Origin of the sequence: Pseudomonas sp. GD03862, from assembly GCF_029840855.1 — a bacterium.
GTDB classification, from domain to species: domain Bacteria; phylum Pseudomonadota; class Gammaproteobacteria; order Pseudomonadales; family Pseudomonadaceae; genus Aquipseudomonas; species Aquipseudomonas alloputida.
This window is the reverse complement of record NZ_JAOCDI010000023.1, coordinates 61,235-82,852: the sequence shown is the minus strand read 5'-3', so window position 1 is coordinate 82,852 and position 21,618 is coordinate 61,235. Positions and strand designations below refer to the sequence as shown.

At 62.1% G+C, this 21,618-nt stretch carries 18 protein-coding genes and 1 pseudogene; 8 read left to right on the top strand and 11 right to left on the bottom strand.

The features are described from left to right. Positions 1-27: 27 nt before the first annotated feature. Together nudE and cysQ are read left to right on the top strand one after the other, a co-directional pair. Entirely contained in the window at positions 28-594 is a 567-nt protein-coding gene (gene nudE / locus N5D53_RS16315; RefSeq protein ID WP_104960604.1) for an ADP compounds hydrolase NudE, read from the top strand. Beyond that, positions 591-1,409: a 3'(2'),5'-bisphosphate nucleotidase CysQ gene (gene cysQ, locus N5D53_RS16310; RefSeq protein ID WP_104886817.1), complete on the top strand. Its 819-nt coding sequence runs from the start codon at positions 591-593 to the stop codon at positions 1,407-1,409. Before nudE ends, cysQ begins: the two co-directional genes overlap by 4 nt. Positions 1,410-1,491: 82 nt before the next feature. On the opposite strand, the gene N5D53_RS16305 is transcribed toward cysQ, so the two are convergent. The 4 genes from N5D53_RS16305 to rfbC are packed head-to-tail and all read right to left on the bottom strand — an operon-like array spanning position 1,492 to position 5,752. Then, positions 1,492-1,947, bottom strand: a complete 456-nt coding sequence (locus tag N5D53_RS16305) for a YiiD C-terminal domain-containing protein (RefSeq protein ID WP_179052312.1) — start codon at positions 1,945-1,947, stop codon at positions 1,492-1,494. After that, positions 1,947-3,353: a sigma-54 dependent transcriptional regulator gene (locus N5D53_RS16300; RefSeq protein ID WP_010951633.1), complete on the bottom strand. Its 1,407-nt coding sequence runs from the start codon at positions 3,351-3,353 to the stop codon at positions 1,947-1,949. Before N5D53_RS16300 ends, N5D53_RS16305 begins: the two co-directional genes overlap by 1 nt. Continuing rightward, a complete protein-coding gene (locus N5D53_RS16295) occupies positions 3,350-5,164 on the bottom strand; it encodes an ATP-binding protein (protein ID WP_010951634.1) in 1,815 nt (604 codons plus the stop codon). Before N5D53_RS16295 ends, N5D53_RS16300 begins: the two co-directional genes overlap by 4 nt. Positions 5,165-5,206: 42 nt before the next feature. After that, positions 5,207-5,752, bottom strand: coding sequence for a dTDP-4-dehydrorhamnose 3,5-epimerase (rfbC, locus tag N5D53_RS16290; protein ID WP_104960607.1), 546 nt, complete (start codon positions 5,750-5,752; stop codon positions 5,207-5,209). Between the two features lie 277 nt (positions 5,753-6,029). On the opposite strand from rfbC, the gene aguA reads away from it, so the two are divergent. After that, positions 6,030-7,136: an agmatine deiminase gene (aguA, locus tag N5D53_RS16285; RefSeq protein WP_010951636.1), complete on the top strand. Its 1,107-nt coding sequence runs from the start codon at positions 6,030-6,032 to the stop codon at positions 7,134-7,136. 192 nt (positions 7,137-7,328) lie between these two features. Then, complete coding sequence (locus N5D53_RS16280; protein ID WP_011953221.1) at positions 7,329-7,526, top strand: hypothetical protein; 198 nt, start codon at positions 7,329-7,331, stop codon at positions 7,524-7,526. A 67-nt stretch (positions 7,527-7,593) separates the two neighbouring features. Here N5D53_RS16280 and N5D53_RS16275 read toward each other — a convergent pair whose 3' ends face one another. Then, positions 7,594-9,663 carry a TonB-dependent siderophore receptor gene (locus N5D53_RS16275; RefSeq protein WP_121160939.1) on the bottom strand — a complete coding sequence of 690 codons (2,070 nt, stop codon included), beginning with the start codon at positions 9,661-9,663 and terminating at the stop codon, positions 7,594-7,596. Between the two features lie 474 nt (positions 9,664-10,137). On the opposite strand from N5D53_RS16275, the gene N5D53_RS16270 reads away from it, so the two are divergent. Continuing rightward, complete coding sequence (locus tag N5D53_RS16270; protein ID WP_003255784.1) at positions 10,138-11,457, top strand: OprD family porin; 1,320 nt, start codon at positions 10,138-10,140, stop codon at positions 11,455-11,457. Between the two features lie 151 nt (positions 11,458-11,608). Here the strand turns inward: N5D53_RS16270 and N5D53_RS16265 are convergent, their stop codons facing one another. The 3 genes from N5D53_RS16265 to N5D53_RS16255 all read right to left on the bottom strand — a co-directional run bounded on the left by N5D53_RS16265 (position 11,609) and on the right by N5D53_RS16255 (position 15,517). Further along, a complete protein-coding gene (locus N5D53_RS16265) occupies positions 11,609-13,279 on the bottom strand; it encodes an FMN-binding glutamate synthase family protein (RefSeq protein ID WP_190869778.1) in 1,671 nt (556 codons plus the stop codon). A gap of 149 nt (positions 13,280-13,428) precedes the next feature. Then, entirely contained in the window at positions 13,429-14,796 is a 1,368-nt protein-coding gene (locus tag N5D53_RS16260; protein ID WP_104886813.1) for an ATP-binding protein, read from the bottom strand. A 1-nt stretch (position 14,797) separates the two neighbouring features. Further along, on the bottom strand, positions 14,798-15,517 hold the full coding sequence (locus N5D53_RS16255; protein ID WP_190869777.1) for a response regulator: 720 nt from the start codon (positions 15,515-15,517) through the stop codon (positions 14,798-14,800). A gap of 140 nt (positions 15,518-15,657) precedes the next feature. Here N5D53_RS16255 and N5D53_RS16250 point away from each other — a divergent pair, with 140 nt between their 5' ends. After that, the gene (locus N5D53_RS16250; RefSeq protein ID WP_279840547.1) at positions 15,658-17,955 is read left to right on the top strand and encodes a TonB-dependent siderophore receptor; all 2,298 of its coding nucleotides are present in this window, start codon (positions 15,658-15,660) and stop codon (positions 17,953-17,955) included. Positions 17,956-18,126: 171 nt separating this feature from the next. Here the strand turns inward: N5D53_RS16250 and N5D53_RS16245 are convergent. The 3 genes and pseudogenes from N5D53_RS16245 to N5D53_RS16235 all read right to left on the bottom strand — a co-directional run. Then, a pseudogene (locus N5D53_RS16245) lies at positions 18,127-18,210 on the bottom strand (DUF3079 domain-containing protein); the annotation flags it as partial. Positions 18,211-18,251: 41 nt separating this feature from the next. Then, positions 18,252-19,478: a type II toxin-antitoxin system HipA family toxin gene (locus N5D53_RS16240; protein WP_064491784.1), complete on the bottom strand. Its 1,227-nt coding sequence runs from the start codon at positions 19,476-19,478 to the stop codon at positions 18,252-18,254. After that, positions 19,478-19,801 carry a helix-turn-helix domain-containing protein gene (locus tag N5D53_RS16235; protein WP_064491785.1) on the bottom strand — a complete coding sequence of 108 codons (324 nt, stop codon included), beginning with the start codon at positions 19,799-19,801 and terminating at the stop codon, positions 19,478-19,480. The genes N5D53_RS16240 and N5D53_RS16235 overlap by 1 nt, the downstream gene beginning before the upstream one ends. A gap of 300 nt (positions 19,802-20,101) precedes the next feature. Between N5D53_RS16235 and N5D53_RS16230 the strand changes: the two genes are divergently transcribed. Then, entirely contained in the window at positions 20,102-20,611 is a 510-nt protein-coding gene (locus N5D53_RS16230; protein WP_064491786.1) for a sigma-70 family RNA polymerase sigma factor, read from the top strand. Positions 20,612-20,616: 5 nt separating this feature from the next. Next, entirely contained in the window at positions 20,617-21,600 is a 984-nt protein-coding gene (locus N5D53_RS16225) for a FecR domain-containing protein (protein WP_223843569.1), read from the top strand. Positions 21,601-21,618: the final 18 nt, after the last annotated feature.

The following is a 21,618-nucleotide window of genomic DNA, read 5'->3' as shown; positions in this document are numbered from 1 at the left end:
AACCCGTTCACGCCAAGGAGCCGCCCCATGCGCCAGAAACCCACCGTACTCAGCCGCGAAATTGTCGCCAGTAGCCGCCTGTTCCGCGTCGAAGCCGTACAGCTGCGCTTCAGCAATGGCGCCGAGCGCACCTATGAGCGTCTGGTGGGCCGGGGTAATGGCTACGGCGCGGTGATGATCGTGGCCATGCTCGATGCCGAGCACGCCGTGCTGGTGGAGGAGTACTGCGGTGGCACCGATGAATACGAGCTGTCGTTGCCCAAGGGCTTGATCGAGCCGGGCGAAGACGTGCTGGCGGCAGCCGACCGGGAGCTCAAGGAAGAAGCCGGTTTTGGCGCACACCAGCTGGAGCACCTGACGGAACTGTCGCTGTCGCCGGGCTACATGAGTCAGAAGATTCAGGTGGTGCTGGCCAGCGACCTGTACGAAGAGCGCCTGGAAGGCGACGAGCCCGAGCCGATGCGGGTCGACAAGGTCAACCTGCGTGAGTTGTCGGCCTTGGCCATGCATCCGCAGTTCACCGAGGGCCGCGCCCTGGCGGCGCTGTACCTGGCCCGTGACCTGCTGATTCAGCGGGGGTTGCTGGAGCTATGAACGACCTGCAACTGATGCACGAAGTGGTCAAGCTGGCGCTGACGGCAGGCGAGGCGATCCTGCCATTCTGGCGCGCCGATGTTGCGGTGACCAACAAGGCCGACGATTCGCCGGTTACCGCCGCCGACCTGGCGGCGCACCGGGTAATTGCCGATGGCCTGCTGGCGCTGGCGCCGCAGATTCCGGTGCTGTCCGAAGAGGACTGCAATATTTCGCTGGCCGAGCGGCAAAGCTGGAGCCGCTGGTGGCTGGTCGACCCGTTGGACGGCACCAAGGAGTTCATTGCCGGCAGCGAAGAGTTCACGGTCAACATCGCCCTGATCGAGAACGGCGACGTGGTGTTTGGCGTGGTGTCGATGCCGACCAATGGACGCTGCTACTTCGGTGGGCGCGGGATGGGGGCCTGGCGTGCAGATGCCGGCGAGGCAGCCCAGCTGATCCAAGTACGCAACGAACCCGCGCAGGGCGAGCGTTTTACCGTGGTTGCCAGCCGTCGGCATTCCAGCCCGGAGCAGGAAGCGCTGTTGGCCGGCCTTGGGGCTGCGGTGGGAGAGCTGGAGCTGGCCAATATCGGCAGTTCGTTGAAGTTCTGCCTGCTGGCTGAGGGCAGCGCAGACTGCTATCCGCGCCTGGCGCCGACTTCGCAGTGGGACACTGCTGCGGCGCAGGGTGTGGTGGAGGGGGCCGGTGGCGAAGTGATCGGGCTGGATGGCTTGCCGTTCCGGTATCCGCCACGCGAGTCGCTGCTCAATCCGCATTTCCTGGCATTACCTGCCAATGCTGCATGGCGCCAGGCCTTCCTGAACCTCATCTAACTGCCTGGCACGATCCTGTGGGAGCGGCCTTGCGTCGCGAAAGGGCCGCAAGGCCGCTCCCACAAAGGCCGCGTTAGTCGTACTAGCGGTGCAGAACGTACTGGCCGCTGAATTTCACTGCAGGCTCGTCACTTCCGGCATTGCTCACGGTGGTTTCCAACGTCAACCGTGCCCGCCCACGCCGCTGGTACAGGGTCAGGAACCGCTCCCAGGTTTTCTCGTCTGGCGCGGCACAACGCGCCACCGCCGTGCCGGTCACTGGCAACGGGTAGCTGATCTGCCCTTCCTGGATGACGATATGCCCGTCATCGATCCCCAGTTCACGCAGGCGCAGGTGCAGCCAGCCCCAACCCACCAGCACTGCTGCGCAGTACAGGCTGCCGCCGAACATGGTGCTTTTGTGGTTGACGTTGGCCGCCAGCGGCAGTTGCAGGCGCAGGGTGTGCTGCTGCCAATCGATCACTTCCAGGCCCATTTCGCGGGTCAGGGGGATGTCGCTGTGCAGTACGGACTGCAGGTACTGGCTATCGGTGCTCATTAACGGTTGTCCTCTTGATCGTCATGCCCGCCGCTGCCGCCGTCGAAGTTCAAGCCATGCTTGCGCAGCTTGTCGTGCAAGGTTTTGCGGGGGATACCCAGTGCTTCGGCCAGGCTCCGCATGGAGCCGTGTGGCTGGGCCAGTTCGGCGGCGATCAGCGAACGTTCGAATTGCTCGACCTGTTCGCTGAGGTTGCCGCTGAGCATGGGCGCTGCCGGGGCTGCTGCCGAGGGTGCCTGGCCATCCAGTGCCAGCTCCAGGCCAAGGGCGAAACGCTCGGCGGCGTTCTGTAGCTCGCGGACGTTGCCTGGCCAGTCATGACGCAGCAGCAGGGCGCGTTGCGCGGGTTGCAGCGCATGCGGCGACAGGCCATGACGTTGGCTGGCAGCATCGGCGAAATGCTGGAACAACACCAATATGTCGTCGCCGCGTTCACGCAGTGGCGGAATACGCAGCGGCGCCACGTTCAGGCGGTAATACAGGTCTGCGCGGAAACGCCCTTGGTCGGCAGACTGACGCAGGTCTTCCTTGGTCGCGGCTATGATGCGGATGTCCAGCGGGATCAACTGGTTGCCGCCCAGGCGTTCGACCACTCGCTCCTGCAGCATGCGCAGCAACTTCACCTGTACATCCAGGCTCATGCTCTCGATTTCGTCGAGGAACAGCGTGCCGCCGTTGGCAAATTCGAACTTGCCGATACGGCGTTTCTGCGCGCCGGTGAACGCACCGGGCTCGTGGCCGAACAGTTCGCTTTCGACCACCGATTCGGCCAGCGCGCCGGCGTTGATCGCCACGAACGGCCCTTCGCTGCGGCTGGACAGGTCGTGCAGCGCGCGGGCCACCACCTCTTTGCCAGCGCCGGTTTCGCCCAGAATCAACACGTCGGCGCGGGTGCCGGCCAAGGCGCCGATCTGCTCGCGCAGGCGCAGCATGGCCGGTGAATGGCCGACCAGACGGGTTGCCAGCTGCTGGCGGTCGCTCAGTGCCAGACGCAGGCTACGGTTGTCCAGCACCAGCCGGCGCAAAGCCAGGGCGCGGCGCACGCTGTCGAGCAGGGCGTCTGTGGCAAAGGGTTTTTCCAGGAAGTCATAAGCCCCGGCGCGCATCGCCTGCACCGCCAGCGGCACATCGCCATGGCCGGTAATCAGCAGCACCGGCAGTTCGCTGTCCCGGCCGTGCAGTTGTTCCAGCAACTGCAGGCCATCGATGCCCGGCATGCGGATGTCGCTGACCACCACGCCGGGCCAGTCGGCCTCGATACGCTCGGCCAGGCCTTGGGCTTCGGCCAGGGCGACTACCTTGAGCCCGGCCAGGTCCAGGGTCTGGCTCAAGGCTTGGCGCAGGTGGGGGTCATCGTCCACCAGGATGACCTGGGCTCGGCTGTCGATCAGTGTCTCGGTGGTCATGCCGAGGGGTCCTCCGAATTGGGCAAAGTAGCGCCAGATGCGGCCACCCGCAGCTGGAGAGTCAGCATTGCGCCACCTTCCGGGTGGTTGGCCAGCAGCAGTTCACCGCCCAGGGCGCGCATCAGGCTTTCACAGATGGCCAGCCCCAGGCCCAGGCCCTGGGTGCGGGTCTTGGTGGTGAAGAACGGCTCCTTGGCGTGCTCCAGGGCCTGGCGGCTGAAGCCGGGGCCGTTGTCACGGATGTACAGGTAGACGCAGTCATCACGCTGCTCGGCACTTAGCCACAGGCGGCGCGGGTTGGCTTTTTCGGTCAGGGCGTCGAGGGCATTGGCCAGCAGGTTGCCTAGCACTTGGCGCAGGCGGGTTTCGCCGGCCTGTACCCACAAGGTGGCTTCCGGCAGGTCGCGGATCAGCTCTACGGCCATCGCCCGGCGGCGCTTGGCCAGCAGCGCCAGGGCATCGTCCAGGGCCGGCTGCAGGGCCACGCTCTCCGGGGCATGGCGGTCGCGACGGGCGAAGGCACGCAGGTGGGCAATGATCGAGGCCATGCGCCCGGTCAGCTCGCCGATCAGCTTGAGATTGCCGCGGGCGTCTTCGGTACGTTGGTGGTCGAGCAGGATCTCGGCGTTTTCTGCGTAGCTGCGGATGGCGGCCAGGGGCTGGTTCAACTCATGGCTGATACTGGCCGACATGGTGCCGAGCACCGACAGCTTGCCGGCCTGCACCAGTTCGTCCTGTGCGCGCACTGCCTCCTGCTGAGCGTTTTCGCGCTCCAGCACGGCATTTTTCAGGCGGGTGTTCAGGCCTTCAAGGTCGGCGGTACGTTCGGCCACGCGCTTTTCCAGTTCCTGGCGGCCACGGGCTTCGAAGTCGATGCGGTCGATGTAATGGCGCCGCCGTTGCATCACCAGGCCTGCCAGCAACATCAGTACCAGCAGCGTACCGGCACCGATGGCCATTACCGTCTGCACCGAGCGATCAACCAGCGTGCGCGGGGCGAGGATGCTGACTTGCCAACCAGTTTCCTTGATGTCGCGGGTCTGGGTGATCCAGGCCTGCGGGTTGAGAACCAGCGGCTGTGGGGCCTGGGTCGGATAGGGCTGGATGGCGATGATGGCCTGGCGCTCGGCGTCGGTCAGCGTGCGGGTAGCACGGAAGCGCCAGTCGGGCCGCGAAGTCAGGATGACCACGCCATTGTGATCGGTCAGCAACAGCTGCTCGGGCGTACGGCCCCACAGGGTTTCGGTGTGGTCGAGATCGACTTTGACCACCAGCACGCCGACGATCCGCTCGCGGTCGCGCACGGCCGCGGCAAAGAAGTAGCCGCGCTTGGCCGAGGTGGTGCCCTGGCCGAAGAAGCGGCCAAGGTGGCCGGCCATGGCTTCGTTGAAGTAAGGGCGGAAGGCGAAGTTTCGGCCAACGAAGCTGTCGTGCTTGTCCCAGTTCGAGGCGGCCAAGGTGTTGCCGCTGACGTCCATCAGGTACATCACCTCGGCACCGGTCTTCTGCACGATGTCCTTGAGCAGGCGGTTGGCGTTGGTCACCGCTTCCAGGCGGAAAGGGTCGGCCAGCACGCCACGCAGCGCCGGCAAGTCGCCGAGAATTTGCGGCAAGGTCTCGTAACGGTGCAGGGTGCCGAGCAGGTTGGCGACATACAGGTCGAGGGTCTGGCGGTTCTGCGAGGCCAGTTCTTCCTGGTAATAGCGTTCGGCCAAGTGATGCAGTGGCCATAGTAATGGGGCCAAGATCAGCGCCAGTAGGGCCAGGCTGCGCCAGCGGGGACGGCGTGGGGGCGTGGGCTTTGCAATCATCAGGTAAATGCGCCAGAAAAGTCTGACGCAATTATGCGCTAGTTAAGGCAGCACTTCCGCCTCTGCCAATGGCAAGCCCACCTTGTCCTTGTCCGATAACAGCGGTGGCTGCTGCAGCCCCCAGTCGATGGCCAGTTGCGGGTCGTCCCAGCGGATACAGCGGTCGGCGCCAGGGTTGTAGTAGTCGGTGGTCTTGTAGAGGAACTCGGCCGATTCACTCATCACCGCAAAACCGTGGGCGAAGCCAGGCGGAATCCACAGCTGGCGATGGTTGTCGGCTGACAGGTGCACCGCGACCCATTTACCGAATGTTGGCGAGCTTTTGCGCACGTCCACGGCGATATCGCGGATTTCCCCGTGCACCACGCGCACCAGCTTGCCCTGGGTGTTTGCCACCTGGTAGTGCAGCCCACGCAGCACGCCCTTGATGGAGCGCGAGTGGTTGTCCTGGACGAACGCCACGTTCACGCCGGTTTGCTCTGAGAACTCACGGGCGTTGAATGCCTCGAAGAAAAAACCACGGCTGTCAGCGAACACCTTCGGCTCGATGATCAGTACTTCAGGGATTGCTGTAGGGATGATGTTCATAGCGGCTCGCTGGCCCGTCGTTCAAGTATTGACCCTAGTCGGCCTTGCCGGAAATTTCCGCGCGTAGCTGTAACAGGATGCATAAGGTGTGGCTATGGTAGACAGCAGGCCGTTCCTTTCACCAGACCAGTGCTGACATGTGTCGATTGTTATCGATTTAAATTCGCCGAATGGCGCGGCATTCTTCGATTTTCAGGCTTCAAATATCGATATATATCGGTTATAAATTGACAAACGCCCCAGCATACCCGGCTCAGGGCCATCACAGAGGTCACCCATGAAAACCCTCAACTCCACGCCCCGTGCCGATGGTTTCCACATGCCCGCCGAGTGGGCCCCACAAACTCAGGTATGGATGGTCTGGCCGGAGCGCCCGGACAACTGGCGTCTGGGCGGCAAGCCGGCGCAGGCTGCCCACGTAACCCTGGCCAAGGCCATTGCCCGTTTCGAACCTGTAACCGTCGCGGTCTCCGCCGGCCAGTACGAGAACGCCCGGCGCCAGCTCGACCAGCCGAACATTCGTGTGGTTGAAATCAGCAACGACGATGCCTGGGTGCGTGACACCGGCCCTACCTTCGTCATCAACGACCATGGCGAAGTGCGCGGTGTAGATTGGGGCTTCAACGCCTGGGGCGGCTTCGATGGCGGCCTGTACGCACCCTGGAACCGCGACGAGGAACTGGCCGCCAAGGTGCTGGAAATGGAGCGCTGCCAGCGCTACCAGACCGAAGGCTTTGTGCTGGAAGGTGGTTCGATCCACGTAGACGGTGAAGGCACCGTGATCACCACTGAGGAATGCCTGCTCAACCGCAACCGCAACCCGCACCTGAGCCGCGAGCAGATCGAAGCGGTGCTGCGTGATCACTTGGCGGTCGACACCGTGGTATGGCTGCCCGATGGCCTGTACAACGACGAAACTGACGGCCACGTCGACAACTTCTGCTGTTACGTGCGCCCGGGTGAAGTGTTACTGGCCTGGACCGATGATTCCAACGACCCCAACTATGCGCGCTGCCACGCGGCCATGGATGTGCTGAAGAACACCCGCGACGCCAAGGGCCGCGAGTTCATCGTGCACAAGATGCCGATCCCGGGCCCGCTGTTCGCCACTGCCGAAGAATGCGCCGGTGTCGACCAGGTCGCCGGCAGCCAGGAGCGTGACCCGTCGGTGCGCCTGGCGGGTTCGTACGTGAACTTCCTGATCGTCAACGGTGGCATCATTGCCCCAAGCTTCGACGACCCGGCAGATGCTGAAGCCAGAGCGATCCTGGCAAGGATCTTCCCCGACCATGAGGTGGTGATGATCCCGGGCCGCGAGCTGCTCTTGGGTGGCGGCAACATTCACTGCCTGACCCAACAGCAGCCGGCGCCGGTCAAGCGCTGAGCCCGTAATGAATGAGAGGCCCGTCATGTGACGGGCCTCTTTTTTGCGCGGGCGACGCCCGGAGGCCGAGCTGGCATACGTTTTGTATTGTTTTTCAAGCAGATAGCGAGATGGCACGGTCAGGCCGCGCCTCTGATCTGTAACAATACCTACGTAAATTAGCCGCTCACGGGCCAGGGAGTACGTGTGGACATGAACGCAGCAAGTGAGTCGGCATTGCGCCCATCGGCAGTTGATCGCCAATCGCTCAGGCTTTTGGCGAAGCGGTTGAAACACCATGGAAGCATCAGGGTCAGGACGACCGACCCACGACGTCTGCTTGCCGGGCGATACCCCCAAGGGTTGATCAGCGAAGCAGAGATGCAGGCGCTGATGGCGGTGTGGCACTGATCTATTGCACCTGTACCTGCCTCTTCGCGGGCATGCTCGCGAAGAGGCAGGTACAGGCAACTTAAAATCAGAAACTGTAGCTACCCGTCACCACAAGGCTACGCGGATCGCCCACCTGGATCTGCGCCGCACTGGTCGCCGAGCTGTAGTAGGTCTTGTCAGCAATGTTGCTCAATGCCGCCCGCACATCCCAGTCATGGGTCCGATACCCCGCCAGTGCATCCCAACGGCCATACCCTGGTAATACCGTGGTGTTCTGGTTGTCCGCATAACGCTCGCCCACCAGTGTCAGCCCGGTTTCGGCGTACCACCCCAATTCTGGCTTCCAGGTCACGAACAGGCTGCCATTGCGCTTGGCCACGTCATTGATGCGGTTGCCTTCCTGGCCGTTATTGTCCTTGACGATGATCGCATCCTGCAGGCCAATGCCGCCGCGTACATACCAGTTGCCGACGATGTTGCCGGTGGCCGTCAGTTCGATGCCGCGCGAACGCTGCATGCCGCTGAGCAAGATGATGTTCGGGTCGTTTGGGTCGCGGGTGCGGCGGTTGTAAAGTTCCAGCTCGTAGATGGCCAGGGTGGTGGTCAGGCGCTGATCCAACCAGTCGCTCTTTACGCCTATTTCTTTCTGCCGGGTCTCTTCCGGGTCGGTTTTATTGGTGTTGCCCTGTGCCCCTGGGGTGATGCCGATCAAGCCGCCACCCACCGGTGAGAAAGTCTTGCTCCACGAGGCGTAGAACGAATGGTCGCGCCATGGCGTGTAGACCACGCCCAGGCGTGGGCTGGTGCTGTTGCTGTCCTGCGGTTCGCGCAAGCCATCCTTGTTGGTGGTTTCCACTTCGAACTGGTCAAAGCGCACGCCGGCGAGAACCTGCCACTGATCGTTCAGGCGAATCTGGTCCTGCAGATAGACCCCGCGGCTGTCGACCACGGTGTGGTTGTTGCTCGATACCGCCAACGTACCATTGTGCGGCTGGCTGGGTTTGCCCAGGCCTGGCAGGCTCTGGCTGCCGGCGCTGTATAGCAGCGGATCGCGCCGCTGGTTGCCGAACTCCAGGCCCAGCAGCAGCTTGTGTTCAAGGCCCAAGGTGTCGAAGTCGCCCTCGGCCTCCAGGTTGTTGAACAGGTTGCGGGTGTTCAGGTCCTGCTGCCAGCGTTGGCGGGTCAAGGTATTGGTGCCGGCGTTGTAGCCCGTGACATAGGTGTTGTCGAACTCGCTGTCGAGTTTGAACAGGCCCAGGGTGTGGCGCAGCTGCCAGGTTTCGTTCAACTGGTAGTTCAGGCGCGAGCGCAGCGACTGGGCGCGGTCGTCAATGTAGTCGCGATTGTCGCCGTAGGTGGCGCTGCGGCTGACGTCTGCCGGGCGGCCGTTGACACTCGGGATGCCCCGGTCTGGTGTGCGGTTGTAGCGGCTGTATTCGTACTGCACCAGCCAGTTCAGGTCGGGGGTGATCTGCCAGCTGATCGACGGGGCGAACAGTTGGCGGCTGCCGTCGATACCATCGCGGAAGCTGTTGTTGTCCTGGTTGCCCATGTTCAGGCGCAGGCTGACCGTGTCGCTGGGGTCGGCGCTGAGGTCGGCATACAGGCTGCGCAGGTCTTCGCTGCCGGCCTGCGCTTCGATGGTCGAGCGGCGACCCGGCTCCGGTGCCTTGCTGACCCTGTTGACGATGCCGCCCTGGCTGCCACGGCCATACAGTACCGCTGCAGGCCCCTTCAGCACTTCGACCCGCTCGATGTTGTGCAGGTCGCGGATGTACTGGCTGTCGTCGCGGATACCGTCCAGGTAGAAGTCGTTGCTGGCCTCGAAGCCGCGGATGCGTACGCTGTCAAAACGGGTGTCGGCGCCGCTGCTGACGTTGGGGATACCCTCCAGCGCCTTGCCCAGCGTGTTGCTGCCGTAATCCAGCACATTGGCGGTTTTCACCGTATCGATGGCCTGCGGCACATAACGCACGGGCGTTGAGGTGCGGGTTGCGGTGCTCACCTCCTTGACCCGCGGGTTGTCCTTCTCGCGTTCGCTGTCGGCGGTAACCGACGACTCCGGCAGTGTGGTGGTGGCGGCACTGGCCAGGCTGGCGCTGAACAGCAGCGACAGGCCAAGCGTCAGGGGTGAAAGACGGCAGGGTACAAGCATGGGCACATTCAAACCGGACAGTTGAAAATTAAGTGCGAATGGTAATGCTTGCTATTTACTCCTGCTTGGGTATTTGTAAAGGCTTGTCTTTACATATGTGTCCGTTTGTAACAGCCTCTGCGGCCACGCTCTGCCTGCTCCCAGGAAATTGTCCGTTCGATCAAAAGGCAATTTCCTACACAAGATAAATTGCCCGCTGATAGCGCAAACCTGCATGGAAATGCACCAGACAGGCCGGTAATTTTGGTTATATCAACCTGCATTTCACGACTTTTTGACATTTGTAATCGCACACGGCTAGGATTCGGCCAACGCCTGCTGGCCATGGTATTGGCCAAGCTGCTGCCAAGGGCCGCCGTGAAATTACCGGTCGGCCCACCCGGCTGGATCCGCATAGCGTCGAACCTACGAAGGGGCGTTGGTTCCTGGCGTCATATTGCAGTGCGTTTTTGATTAAGAAATAAGGAAAACAACATGTTGAAAACCAGGATCAGCCTGGTCGCCCTGGCGATGATCGCCGCGACCCAGGCTCAGGCCAATGACCAGGCTGACAGCAAGGGCTTCATCGAGGACAGTCACGCCAACGTCCTTCTGCGCAACGCCTACATCAACCGTGACAAGAAGCATGGCACCGACGACCAGATCGAATGGGGCCAGGCGTTCATCGCCAACTTCTCCTCCGGTTTCACCCAAGGCACCGTTGGCGTCGGTGTTGACGCATTCGGCCTGTACGCCGTGCGCCTGGATGGCGGCAAAGGCCACAACGGTGGTGGCGGCGTCGACTTCTTCAAACCGCACGAAACCACCAATGCCGAAGGCAACGCCAGCTCGCCGCACAACCTGGCGCGTGGTGGTGCTGCTGTGAAATTCCGCATTTCCAACACCGTGCTGAAGTACGGTGACCAGATGCCAGCACTGCCAGTGCTGCAGTACGACGATGCACGTCTGCTGCCAGAAAGCTTCACCGGCACCCTGATCACCTCCAAAGAGATCCAGGGCCTGGAACTGAACGCCGGCCGCTTCACCCAGGAAGCGCGCAAGAGCGCCGAGCGCCGTGATGGTGGTGGCCTGAAGTCGATCAACGTCTTAGGTGGCAGCTACAAGTTCACCGACAACTTCACCGCTTCGCTGTACACCGCCGACAACGAAGATGTGATGAAGAAGCACTACCTGGGCTTGAACTACGTCTTCCCGATCGCCAGCGACCAGTCCCTGACCCTGGACTTCAACGGCTACAAGTCGGACATCAACAACAAGTACGTAAAAGCCGCAGGCCTGAACGGCGACTCCAACACCATCTGGAGCCTTGCAGCCACCTACGCGTACGGTGCGCACTCGTTCACCCTCGCTCACCAGCGCAGCACTGGCAGCACGGGCTACAACTACGGCTTCTACCAGAACGCTGGCGGCGTGGGTGACGGTGGTTCCACCATCTACCTGGCCAACTCGTACTGGTCCGACTTCAACGCCGAAGACGAGCGCTCCTGGCAGCTGGGCTACGGCCTGGACTTCGGTGCCTACGGCATTCCGGGCCTGACCTACAAGCTGGCTTACGTGGTGGGTGACAACATCAACACCCGCAACGTCGCCAACCCGCAAGGCTTCGGCGAAGGTAAAGAGCGCGAAATCTTCAACCAGATCCGTTACGTGGTGCAGGACGGCCCGGCCAAGGACCTGTCGATCAAGCTGCGTAGCTCGTTCTTGCGTACCAACAACGCCGTGCAGCAGAACGGTTACAACGACGACGGCAACGAAGTCCGCGTATTCGTCGAGTACCCGATCAGCATCTTCTGATCCGCAGTTCTTTGCATGAAAGCTGGGGCCGCGCTGCGGCCCTTCGCGGGCTTGCCCGCTCCCACAGGTAAAGCGCCGCCTTCGATGGCGCTGCAAATTGTGGGAGCGGGCACGCCCGCGAAGGGCTGCAGGGTAGCCCCAGTCATGTTTGTCATGCAGGTTCAGTCTCTTCGTGGCGCAGTCTTGATGCCACAGTTCGTGCTGCAGTGTCCCCCGTCTCCGGTGCAAAGCTGTCGCTACGCGCCATCCGCCACATCCGCGCATAAAACTCGCTTTCGATCGAGCCACTGAGTAATTCGCCCGGCTTGAGGAATGTGTGCAAGTCCGAAAACAACCCGATTTCGCTGGGGCTGATGCGCCGCGCCAGGTGCTTGGGCTTGAGCTCCGAAGGGTGCTCCAGGCCTGCGGCAGCCAACATCTCGGCCAGTGCGTGCAGTGTGTTGCGGTGGAAGCTGGCTACCCGCTCGGCCTTGTCTGGCACCACCAGGGCGCGCTGGCGCAGAGGGTCTTGGGTCGCCACGCCGGTCGGGCACTTGTTGGTGTGGCAGCTCTGCGACTGAATACAGCCAATGGCAAACATGAAACCGCGTGCCGAATTGACCCAGTCAGCGCCGATGGCCAATACGCTGGCAATGTCGAAGGCGCTGACGATCTTGCCTGCCGCACCAATGCGGATGCTGGAGCGCAGGTTCAGGCCGACCAACGTGTTGTGCACGAACATCAGGCCTTCGCGCATCGGCACGCCCATGTTGTCGCTGAACTCGCGAGGTGCCGCGCCGGTGCCGCCTTCCTTGCCATCGACAACGATGAAGTCAGGGGTGATGCCGGTGGCGAGCATGGCCTTGGCAATGCCCATGAATTCCCAAGGGTGGCCCAGGCAGAACTTGAAGCCAACGGGCTTGCCGCCCGAAAGCTCGCGCAGGCCGGCTACGAACTGCAGCAGCTCGACCGGTGTGCGGAAGGCGCTGTGCGCCGCGGGCGAAATGCAGTCCTCGCCTGCGCGTACGCCACGGGTCTCGGCAATTTCGGGGCTGACCTTGTGCCCCGGTAAAATGCCGCCGTGGCCAGGCTTGGCGCCCTGGCTAAGCTTGATCTCGATCATCTTCACCTGTGCCGAGCGGGCCTGTTCGGCGAAGCGCTGTGGATCGAAACGACCGTCCTCGGTGCGGCAGCCGAAGTAGCCGCTGCCAATTTCCCAGATCAGATCGCCGCCGTGTTCACGGTGGTACGGGCTGATGCTGCCTTCGCCAGTGTCATGGGCAAACCGGCCCATGCGCGCGCCGCGGTTGAGCGCGGCGATGGCGTTGGCGCTGAGGGCGCCGAAACTCATCGCCGAGATGTTGAAGATCGAGGCCGAGTAGGGCATTCGGCATTGCGGCCCGCCGATGGCAATGCGGAACGACGCAGGGTCTGGCGTGGCCACCGGTAGCATGGAATGGCTGATGAATTCGAAACCAGGTTTGTAGGCGTCGTTGAGCGTGCCGAACGCTTTCTCGGCGCTTTCGTTCTTGGCGCGGGCGTAGACCAGCGAGCGTTGCGAGCGGGAGAACGGCAGCTTGTCGTCGTCACCTTCGATCAGGTACTGGCGGATTTCCGGGCGGATGGTTTCGATCAGGTAACGGATATTGCCTAGGATCGGGTAGTTGCGTCGCACCGCATGGTGGCTTTGGCGCAGGTCATTCAGACCGACCAGGCTGAGCAGCGCGGTGATCAGCGTTACCGGCCACAGCCAGGCATGTTGGGCCAGCAGGGGCAGGCTGGCGAAAGTGAAGACAAGGCAGAGTACGAGGCAGGCGTAGCGGCTGGGAAGAGAGTGTTTCATGGGTCCATCGCAGGCAGGATGACCGGGCCTAGGATAGGCAAACGCAGGGGACGGAAAACCTGGGTAATCGGTAAAAGACTGTTACCTGATTGCGAATTCCCAGGTCTGCGCAGTCCTATGGTGTGGGGCTGCTCCCACAGACGATCGCGTTAGCCAGGCAGCAGTATGCTGACCCGCAATCCACCGCTCTCACGGTTCGACAATATCAGCTCACCCCCATGGCTGGCGGCGATCCGCTGGGCAATGCTCAGCCCCAGCCCATATCCGCCGGATGCCTGGTTACGCGATCCCTCACCGCGCACGAACGGGTCGGTGATGGTCGGCAGCAGCGCTGGCGAAATGCCTGGTCCATGGTCGTCGATGTGGATGAACACTCCTGTGGTGGTCCGCTCCAGCGTGACAGAAACATCCTTGGCATAACGCAACGCATTGACCAACAAGTTCTGCAGGCAGCGCTGCAGCAGCAGGGCATCCCCCCGCAGGCTGTTCACCCGGCCGTGCACCGGCAGTGGTTCCTGGTCAGTCGCCAGGTCCGCACACTGGCGCGCAACCAATCGGTCCAGGTCCACCTGCTGCAAATTCTGCTGCTCTCCGGCACGCAGGTAATCCAGAACCTGACCGATCATATTGTCCATCTGCGTGATGTTCTGCTGCAGGCGCTGGCGGTGTTCGTCATCGGGTAAGCGCTCCAGTCGCAGGCGCATGCGGGTCAGTGGGGTGCGCAGGTCATGAGACACGGCGGCCAGGAAGTAGGCCTTGTCGTTGACCATGGCAATCAGCCGCTGCTGCATCGCGTTGAACGCCTGCGCCGCCTGGCGCACTTCCTCCGGGCCATCCAGCGCCAGGGGAGGCTGCTCGAGGTTGCTGCCCAGGCCGCGTGCGGCATCGGCCAGGCGCCGCAACGGGCGCAGGCACAGGCGCACGGCAACCAGGCATACCAGCAACACCGCGACGATGCGCAGCGCATACACCCGCAGCAGGTAATCGCTGATCAGCACCCAGGCCGACTCGCCGCTCCAGCCCTGCAGTTCCTGGCCCGCAACGGTCAGCCAGTGGCCATCGGCCAGCGGCACCGCGAACTGGATATGCGCCTGGGCCGTGCGCAGGCCGAACAGGCTGCGCCAGACGATCGGCTGGCCCAGTTCGTCGGTGAGTTGCACGTTCATCAGGCGCACGTCCTGGGCATGCCCCAGCTCGTACTTCAGGGCCTGCTGCAACAACAGCTCGACCCGCCTGTGCCCGCGGCGCTCGTCATGCTCTTGCGCAGGCGGGCTTTCGACGCAGTGAAGCTGGTAGTGGGCTGGCGCCTGCAGCGTACCGCCGTGGCAGTCGGCCTGGGTAATCAGGGGTGCGCTGCGTGCAGCAACCAGTCGCACGGGCACCTCTAGCGCCTGAGCGAAACGCACATCGAACCAGATGCTGCTCGACATCAACTGGATCACCAGCGTGCCACTGACCATGATCAGCAGCAGTTGACCAAACAAGGTGCGGGGCCATAGCCGGTGAAACCAGCGCATGTCAGGCACCGGGCGCGAGTGGGGCGAGACTCAGCAGGTAGCCTTCGTTGCGGATGGTCAGGATTTGCGCGGTGCCCGCCGGCGCCCGGCGCAGCTGCTGGCGCAGGCGGCTGACACACATGTCCACCGAGCGGTCGTCGGGCAGGTGATCGCGGCCGAACGCGCTGCGGGTCAGTTGGTCACGGGAGACCACTCGGTTGTTGGCTTCCAGCAGTTCGCGCAGCACGCGGTAGTCGGAGCGCGGCAGGGTCAGGGTCTCGCCATCCGGGCGGGTGAGCAGGCGCTTGACGTGTTCCAGGCGAAAGCCTGCGAACAGCTGGGCGTCCACCACGGGTTCTTCGGCAGAGGTGCCCAGGCGTTGCGGACGACGCAGTACGGCTTTGATCCGGGCGATCAGTTCGCGTGGTTCGAAGGGCTTGGCCAGATAGTCGTCGGCGCCTACTTCCAGGCCGATGATGCGGTCCAGTGTGCTGCCCTTGGCTGACAGCATGATCACTGCCAACCCTGGTGTGGCCTGCAACTGCCTGCACAGGCTAAGGCCGTCCTCACCCGGCAGCATCAGGTCGAGCACCACCAGCTCCACTTTGTGCCGGGCCAGCTGGTCGCGCATCTGTTGACCGTCGGCTGCCGCCAGCACGTTGTAGCCGGCATCGGTCAGGTAATCACAAAGAAGTTCGCGGATCTCGTCGTCATCATCGACAACCAGCAGGGTCGTGCTCATGCAGAAAAACACCTGTTAGGTGAGTGCCCTTGGCGCTCGTTACGTTCAATTACATCCCCGTACATGTCGGGTCTGGAGCCCGGAGGGCTGATCCCTAGAATCCTAACAAAAAATCATCTGCAAATACGAAGCCTTCCCAAATGAATCCCCAAAGCATCACGCCAGTGTTCACCCCCTTCAGTCAAAGCGGCAATTGCCTCAAGCCGCTGGCCTTCTGCGTCGCCGTCGCCATCAGCGGTGGTGCAGTGGCTGCCGACGGTAAACCCCTTGAACTCGACGCCACACAGATCGAAGACAGCGCAGTACTGCCTGCCGACGATGCCGGCCAGTTGGGCTATACGGTCGAGAGCACCCGCAGCTCCACTGGCCTGGCACTGACACCACGGCAGACGCCGCAATCGGTTACCACCATCACCCGCCAGCAGATGGATGACCGCGACATCCACACCATCGAGCAGGCATTGGAAACCGCCCCAGGCGTAACGGCCAACAAGTCCGAGGTGGGTGGGCGCACCGACTACCGCGCGCGTGGCTACTCAATCAGCAACTGGAAGGTCGATGGCCTGCAGACTCAGGGCGGCTCCGATTTCAGTGGCAGCGGCAATGCGCTGAACATGGACCTGTACGAACGCATCGACATCGTACGCGGCGCCAACGGCCTGCTGGGCGGCACCGGCGACCCCTCGGCCACCGTCAACCTTATCCGCAAGGCACCCACCAAAACCTTCGGCGGTAGTGCCTATGCCACTTATGGCAGCTGGGACAAGCGTCGTCTGGGTGCTGACTTGAACCTGCCTCTGTCCGAAGATGGCCGCCTGCGTTCGCGCTTCGTGATGACCCAACAGGATGCCAACTCGTTCCGCGACAACCAGTCCGAGCGCTCCCGCGCCGCGTTGGCCAACTTCGAATTCGACCTGGACGACACCACCACCCTGGGCGCCGGTTACCAGTATGAGTACAACAAGGTTGTGGGCGGCGGCTGGGGCGCGAACATCCCGATCTGGTACCGCGACGGCAGCAAGACCAACTTGCCGCGCAGCACCAACCTGGTGCCCAGCTGGAGCTTTGGCGAGTACACCACTCGCACTGCGTTCGGTTCGCTCGAGCACCGCTTCGACAACGACTGGACCCTGGACCTGAAAGCCGCCCAGGCCACCACCGAAGCCCTGAACCACCGGGGCCTTGCCAAGGTGAACTCGGCTGGGCGCGGCAGCTACGGCGGCTATTGGGACCAGGACGGCAGCGGCGCCGTACTGAATGGTTTGCACAGCTCCAGCGACACCACCCAGCAGTCGGCGCAGATCGACCTGTCTGGCCCGTTCCAGCTGTTCGGCCGCACCCATCAGGCCATGGTCGGCTACAACGACAGCCGCACCGTCGGCTGGTCGCCTCAGTACACCTGCACCATGGTCGGCGACGGCATGACCAGCGCGCCTGCACTGGGTTGCCAGTTCCGCGCCAACAACGGCTTCCCGGTCACCGACTGGCACAATGGCGTGGATGACGACTACGACCTCATCGCCTCGCGCACCGGCCTTCACAGCAAGACCACCACTCGCCTGCAGGGCATGTACGCCGCCACCCGCCTGAGCATCACCGACCCGTTGTCGGTGATCGTTGGCGTGCGCACCAGCAACTATTCCTCGGTCACCCGCAGCGTGGCTGGCGAGCGCAGCAGCCAGGAAGAAAACGGCATCGTCACCCCCTACCTGGGCGCGGTGTATGACCTCAACGACAACTACTCGGTGTATGCCAGCTACACCGATATTTTCACGCCGCAAACCTCTGAAACCAGCAGCGGCAGCAAGGTCGAGCCGATTCGTGGGCAAAGCTACGAGACCGGTATCAAGGGTGAGTGGTTCGATGGCCGTCTGAACGCCTCGGCGGCCTACTTCCGCACCAAGCAGGAAAACAAGGCCGTGTTGGACGGCGACCTGACCACCCCGACCGGCGGCAGCGCCTACAAGGCCGGCTCCGGGCAGGAAACCGACGGTATCGACCTGGAAGTCGCAGGCGCCCTGACCCCCAACTGGAACGCCTACGCCGGCTACACCTATCTGCACTTCCGCCGCGTCGACAGCGACGGCCGCAGCGACCCGTCGCACCTGTTCAAGGCCTCCACCACCTACCGCTTGAGCGGCCCGCTCGACCGCCTGACCCTGGGCGCCGGCGTGACTGCGCAGACCAACATCCGCGCCATCTCCAGCCCGGCTGGCCAGCCCACCAACGGTGTGAGCAATGGTGCCACTGACGTGAACTGGTCCGGATATGCCATCTGGAATGCCATGGCCAAGTACCAGCTGACCGACGACACCAGCGTCAGCCTCAACGCCAACAACCTGTTCGACAAGCACTACTACAGCCAGTACGGGTTCTATGCCGGGGCGATTTATGGTGACCCGCGTAACCTGTCGTTGACGGTGAGCACCGCGTTCTGATCAGCCATTCCACAAGGCCTGGCGCTGTACCTGTAGGAGCGGGTTCACCCGCGAACACCGGCGCAGCCGGTGCCTGCAACCGCAGCGCCGGCTCCTACAGAACCAGCGCTCGCTCCAAGGCCTGCGCTGGGCCGCCAAGCGGCGCTTTCTCACCTGTGCTCTGGCGCTTGCTGGCTCAACTGGCATCTCCAATCGGCCCTCGAAGCTATCCCAATCTTCGCCAAACCGCTCGACCTGGTGCATGGTCCGATCTGCGTAAGCGCGAAGCTCTCGAGCGAGGCCTTCGCAGCCCGCCCCTAAGCCAGCAGTCTCTCGCAGCTTGTTGCGTCCGCCGCCGCATCCAGCTCAGCCCCAGCCAAATGCTTTGCATAGTGTTCCATCAGCTCTGACTGCCAAGAAGCGACCTCATCCAATATGCCTGCCGCCTCATCTTCCGTCAGTGCAAAATGCTTATGCTGGCTAAGCAAGTTAGCTCGACTTAGAAGGGGACCGTTGATCCCAACATCCATTGACAGTCCCTGTGCAGGCCCCTCTCCCAGTACGGGAAGAACGTCATACATTGGCGAGAGGCGCCAAGCCCCTTCCTGCCAAATCACGGCGTGGTTACGAGGGTGATCGTCACTGTTCCCTACGAGAGCGTTATAGGCCATTCGCCTGTAGAGCTCCTGCCTATCAGCATCTGGCGCGCCTCTGCGGTACAGCTCATCGGCGAGCGCCGCGTAGATCCACCCTTTGTTGCGCTGCGCATGCCATTCGGCATCGAGAAGAGTTAAGCCACTCATCATCGGGATGCGCCGAAACCTTGCATCATTCTCTGACCATTTTCGGTCAAATCGCTCTACTAGCAGCGTGTTGCCTTTTTCACTTTGATGGAGTGCTGTCCGGGCGACATTCATTCCCTTGGTAGCCGCAAAAGTCATGCAGGCATACTCAAATTTCGGTAGGTCGTAGTGGTCAAATTTATCGCGTGGCTTCGCCAGAATCAGCTTGTGATCAAAACGGTACGTACGCTTGGGCCTGGCACCACCCACTGCTGAGCGCTGATCCCGTATTCTCAATGCCTCCAGCTGCTCTGCGCTCAGCTGGCTGTCATAGATCGCAGCACAAACCTCTATGAAGTGATCGAGCCCTTTGGCTTCAAGCATTTTCACTGGCCTTTCGCCTATGCCCGGCCGCGGTGTGCGAACTTCGCCAGCCATGATATTTCCGGCGCGATCTTCGTTGGGAGACAGCAGCAGGAGCTGGATCGGAGTGAGTTCTCCCTTTAGGGTGCGGCGCAGCAGTCGTTCCCCCCAGCCATCTGGCATCGCATCATCAATGAACCCAGGAACGCCGCCATTCTTATGTACCGGAAAGGGTCGAGCGGAGAGCGGATATCGTATCGGGTCGGGCACCCAACGCTTGGCATCCACGATCTCCGGCGCATAGACGAAGGTTCCCGTGCGACCAGCAAGGGTCAGCCTACCCAACGTCACAGTCTCACCTGTTTCCGGACACTCCATGTAGATGTAAGCGCGTGACATCAGAAGTCCTCCGCGTTGCAGCGCGGCAGCTTTACGCGCTTGGTCGTGTTGGTTTCTAAAGAGTTGAGATCAAGCGCAGGGTCATCGATCAACGCCTGGAAAACCCGGTCAGAGATTCCAACAGTGAACAGCGCGAGCATGAAATCTCGCAACGAAACACCGTCAGCCTTACCCCTCTCGAGGTGACGAACAGTGCGGAGAGAAATTCCAGCCAGGTCCGCAAGGTCTGCCTGACGCATTCTCATGCGCAGACGCGCCTCCTTCATCAGAAGGCCTATTCGGTGCAGCACTGAGGTGCTCTGAACAGGGAAAAAGTCTTTCATAAAGTGGCACCAAGCGACATTTTATAGAGGATAAGGTACCACTCAATACACACTAATAAAACGTATCAGAAAATTAAGGTCTCGTTTTATGGCACCTTATATTCGATAAGATATCATCAAAAGATATTTTATAAAGGGGATGAGCTTGCAGGGCCTAGAGTGGAGTGGGGGCTGTGGGGGTTAAAACAAAAAAGGCCAACTTTCGGTGAGCCTTTTACTCCGTCCCCCCGCTGCTTGCACTGCTTAATTGCGAGTGATTATCATATTCCGCTCACAAGAACGCAGACAGGCCACTCGCCTATGGGACCCCCAAGCTCCTTCGACCTGGATGTCGAGCGCCTCTACACGCAGCACCGCAGCTGGTTGAAGCGCTGGCTGATGAAGCGTCTGGGGGAGGCTGCTGATGCTGATGATCTGGCCCAGGACACGTTCGTGCGTATCATGCGCGCGCGACGCCCGCTCAACGATGTGCAGCGCCCCTTGGCGTACCTGGCCACCATCGCCAACAGCCTGTTGATCAACCGTTGGCGGCGCCTGGCGGTGGAGCGTGCCTATACCGAGGCATTGGCGGCGCAACCGGAGCAATACGAGATCTCCGCCGAAGAGCGACACTTGCTGATCGAAACCCTCACACAGCTCGATGAGCTGCTGCACGGGCTGTCGCCGCGAGTGCGGGAGATTTTTCTGCTGTCGCAGCTCGATGGGCTGACCTACAAGCAGATCGCCGCGCAGCTGGCGCTGAGTGTCGACCAGGTTCAGAGGGCCATGCTCAAGGCCTTCGATCGCTGCTATGCCAGTCAGTTCGAGTGACCGCCATGTCCCAGGCCCAGCCGATTTCCGCCAGCGTGCGCCAGCAGGCCATCGCCTGGTATTCGTTGACCCAGTCCGGCGATATCACCGCCGAGCAAATCCGGGAGCTTGAACGCTGGCGTCAGGCCGACAGCGAGCACGAACTTGCGTGGCAGCGCATGGTGGGTTTGCCGGCGCTGCTGCGCAACAACGCTGGCGTGCTAGGCGACCCGGTCGCCCGGTCTGCGCTACAGCAGGCCCGCTATGTCAGCGGTGACCGTCGCCAGGTATTGAAAATGTTGATGGGTGCCAGCTTGCTGGGGGCCATCGCCTGGCAGAACAGAGAAAGCCAATGGCTGCAGGGCGGTTTGGCAGACCTCAGCACCGAGACCGGAGAGCGCCGCCGTCAGGTGTTGGACGATGGCACCGAACTGTGGCTGAACACCGCCACGGCGGTGGACATCGATTTCAATGCCAACGAGCGGCGCATTTTGTTGCGGTATGGCGAAATCAACGTGCTCACCGGGCACGACCCCTTCGGCCGACCGCTGCTGGTGCAAACCGACGATGCGCTGATGCGGCCGCTCGGCACCCGCTTCACAGTACGTTGCGGGGATGGTTGTCCGGGTACGCTGCTGTCGGTCAGCAGCGGGCGCGTGGCTGCCACGCTGCGACATGGCCGGGGTCAGCGCGTCATCGACAGCGGCCAGCGCGCAAGGCTCGATAGCGAGGGGATCGTCGTCAGTCAACCGGCGGTGCAGGACGATGCCTGGATCGACGGCTTCGTGATTGCCCAGGCCACACGCCTGGACGAACTGATCGACCAGCTCGGCCGCTACCGCCCGGGCATCTTGCGTTGCGACCCGCGTGTGGCCGGCTTGCGGGTGACGGGGTCCTACCCGCTGGATGACGACGAACGCATCCTCGCACTGCTGGAAAGTAGCCTGCCAGTGAGCATTCAACGGCGAACCCGCTACTGGGTGACGGTGGTACCGAGAGCTGGCGCCTGAAAAATATTTTCACCCTCT

Excerpts from the sequence above, each read along its gene's own strand:
- nudE (WP_104960604.1), top strand. The coding sequence starts at position 28 with ATGCGCCAGAAACCCACCGTACTCAGCCGCGAAATTGTCGCCAGTAGC.
- cysQ (WP_104886817.1), top strand. The coding sequence starts at position 591 with ATGAACGACCTGCAACTGATGCACGAAGTGGTCAAGCTGGCGCTGACG.
- N5D53_RS16305 (WP_179052312.1), bottom strand. The coding sequence starts at position 1,947 with ATGAGCACCGATAGCCAGTACCTGCAGTCCGTACTGCACAGCGACATC.
- N5D53_RS16300 (WP_010951633.1), bottom strand. The coding sequence starts at position 3,353 with ATGACCACCGAGACACTGATCGACAGCCGAGCCCAGGTCATCCTGGTG.
- N5D53_RS16295 (WP_010951634.1), bottom strand. The coding sequence starts at position 5,164 with ATGATTGCAAAGCCCACGCCCCCACGCCGTCCCCGCTGGCGCAGCCTG.
- rfbC (WP_104960607.1), bottom strand. The coding sequence starts at position 5,752 with ATGAACATCATCCCTACAGCAATCCCTGAAGTACTGATCATCGAGCCG.
- aguA (WP_010951636.1), top strand. The coding sequence starts at position 6,030 with ATGAAAACCCTCAACTCCACGCCCCGTGCCGATGGTTTCCACATGCCC.
- N5D53_RS16280 (WP_011953221.1), top strand. The coding sequence starts at position 7,329 with ATGAACGCAGCAAGTGAGTCGGCATTGCGCCCATCGGCAGTTGATCGC.
- N5D53_RS16275 (WP_121160939.1), bottom strand. The coding sequence starts at position 9,663 with ATGCTTGTACCCTGCCGTCTTTCACCCCTGACGCTTGGCCTGTCGCTG.
- N5D53_RS16270 (WP_003255784.1), top strand. The coding sequence starts at position 10,138 with ATGTTGAAAACCAGGATCAGCCTGGTCGCCCTGGCGATGATCGCCGCG.
- N5D53_RS16265 (WP_190869778.1), bottom strand. The coding sequence starts at position 13,279 with ATGAAACACTCTCTTCCCAGCCGCTACGCCTGCCTCGTACTCTGCCTT.
- N5D53_RS16260 (WP_104886813.1), bottom strand. The coding sequence starts at position 14,796 with ATGCGCTGGTTTCACCGGCTATGGCCCCGCACCTTGTTTGGTCAACTG.
- N5D53_RS16255 (WP_190869777.1), bottom strand. The coding sequence starts at position 15,517 with ATGAGCACGACCCTGCTGGTTGTCGATGATGACGACGAGATCCGCGAA.
- N5D53_RS16250 (WP_279840547.1), top strand. The coding sequence starts at position 15,658 with ATGAATCCCCAAAGCATCACGCCAGTGTTCACCCCCTTCAGTCAAAGC.
- N5D53_RS16240 (WP_064491784.1), bottom strand. The coding sequence starts at position 19,478 with ATGTCACGCGCTTACATCTACATGGAGTGTCCGGAAACAGGTGAGACT.
- N5D53_RS16235 (WP_064491785.1), bottom strand. The coding sequence starts at position 19,801 with ATGAAAGACTTTTTCCCTGTTCAGAGCACCTCAGTGCTGCACCGAATA.
- N5D53_RS16230 (WP_064491786.1), top strand. The coding sequence starts at position 20,102 with ATGGGACCCCCAAGCTCCTTCGACCTGGATGTCGAGCGCCTCTACACG.
- N5D53_RS16225 (WP_223843569.1), top strand. The coding sequence starts at position 20,617 with ATGTCCCAGGCCCAGCCGATTTCCGCCAGCGTGCGCCAGCAGGCCATC.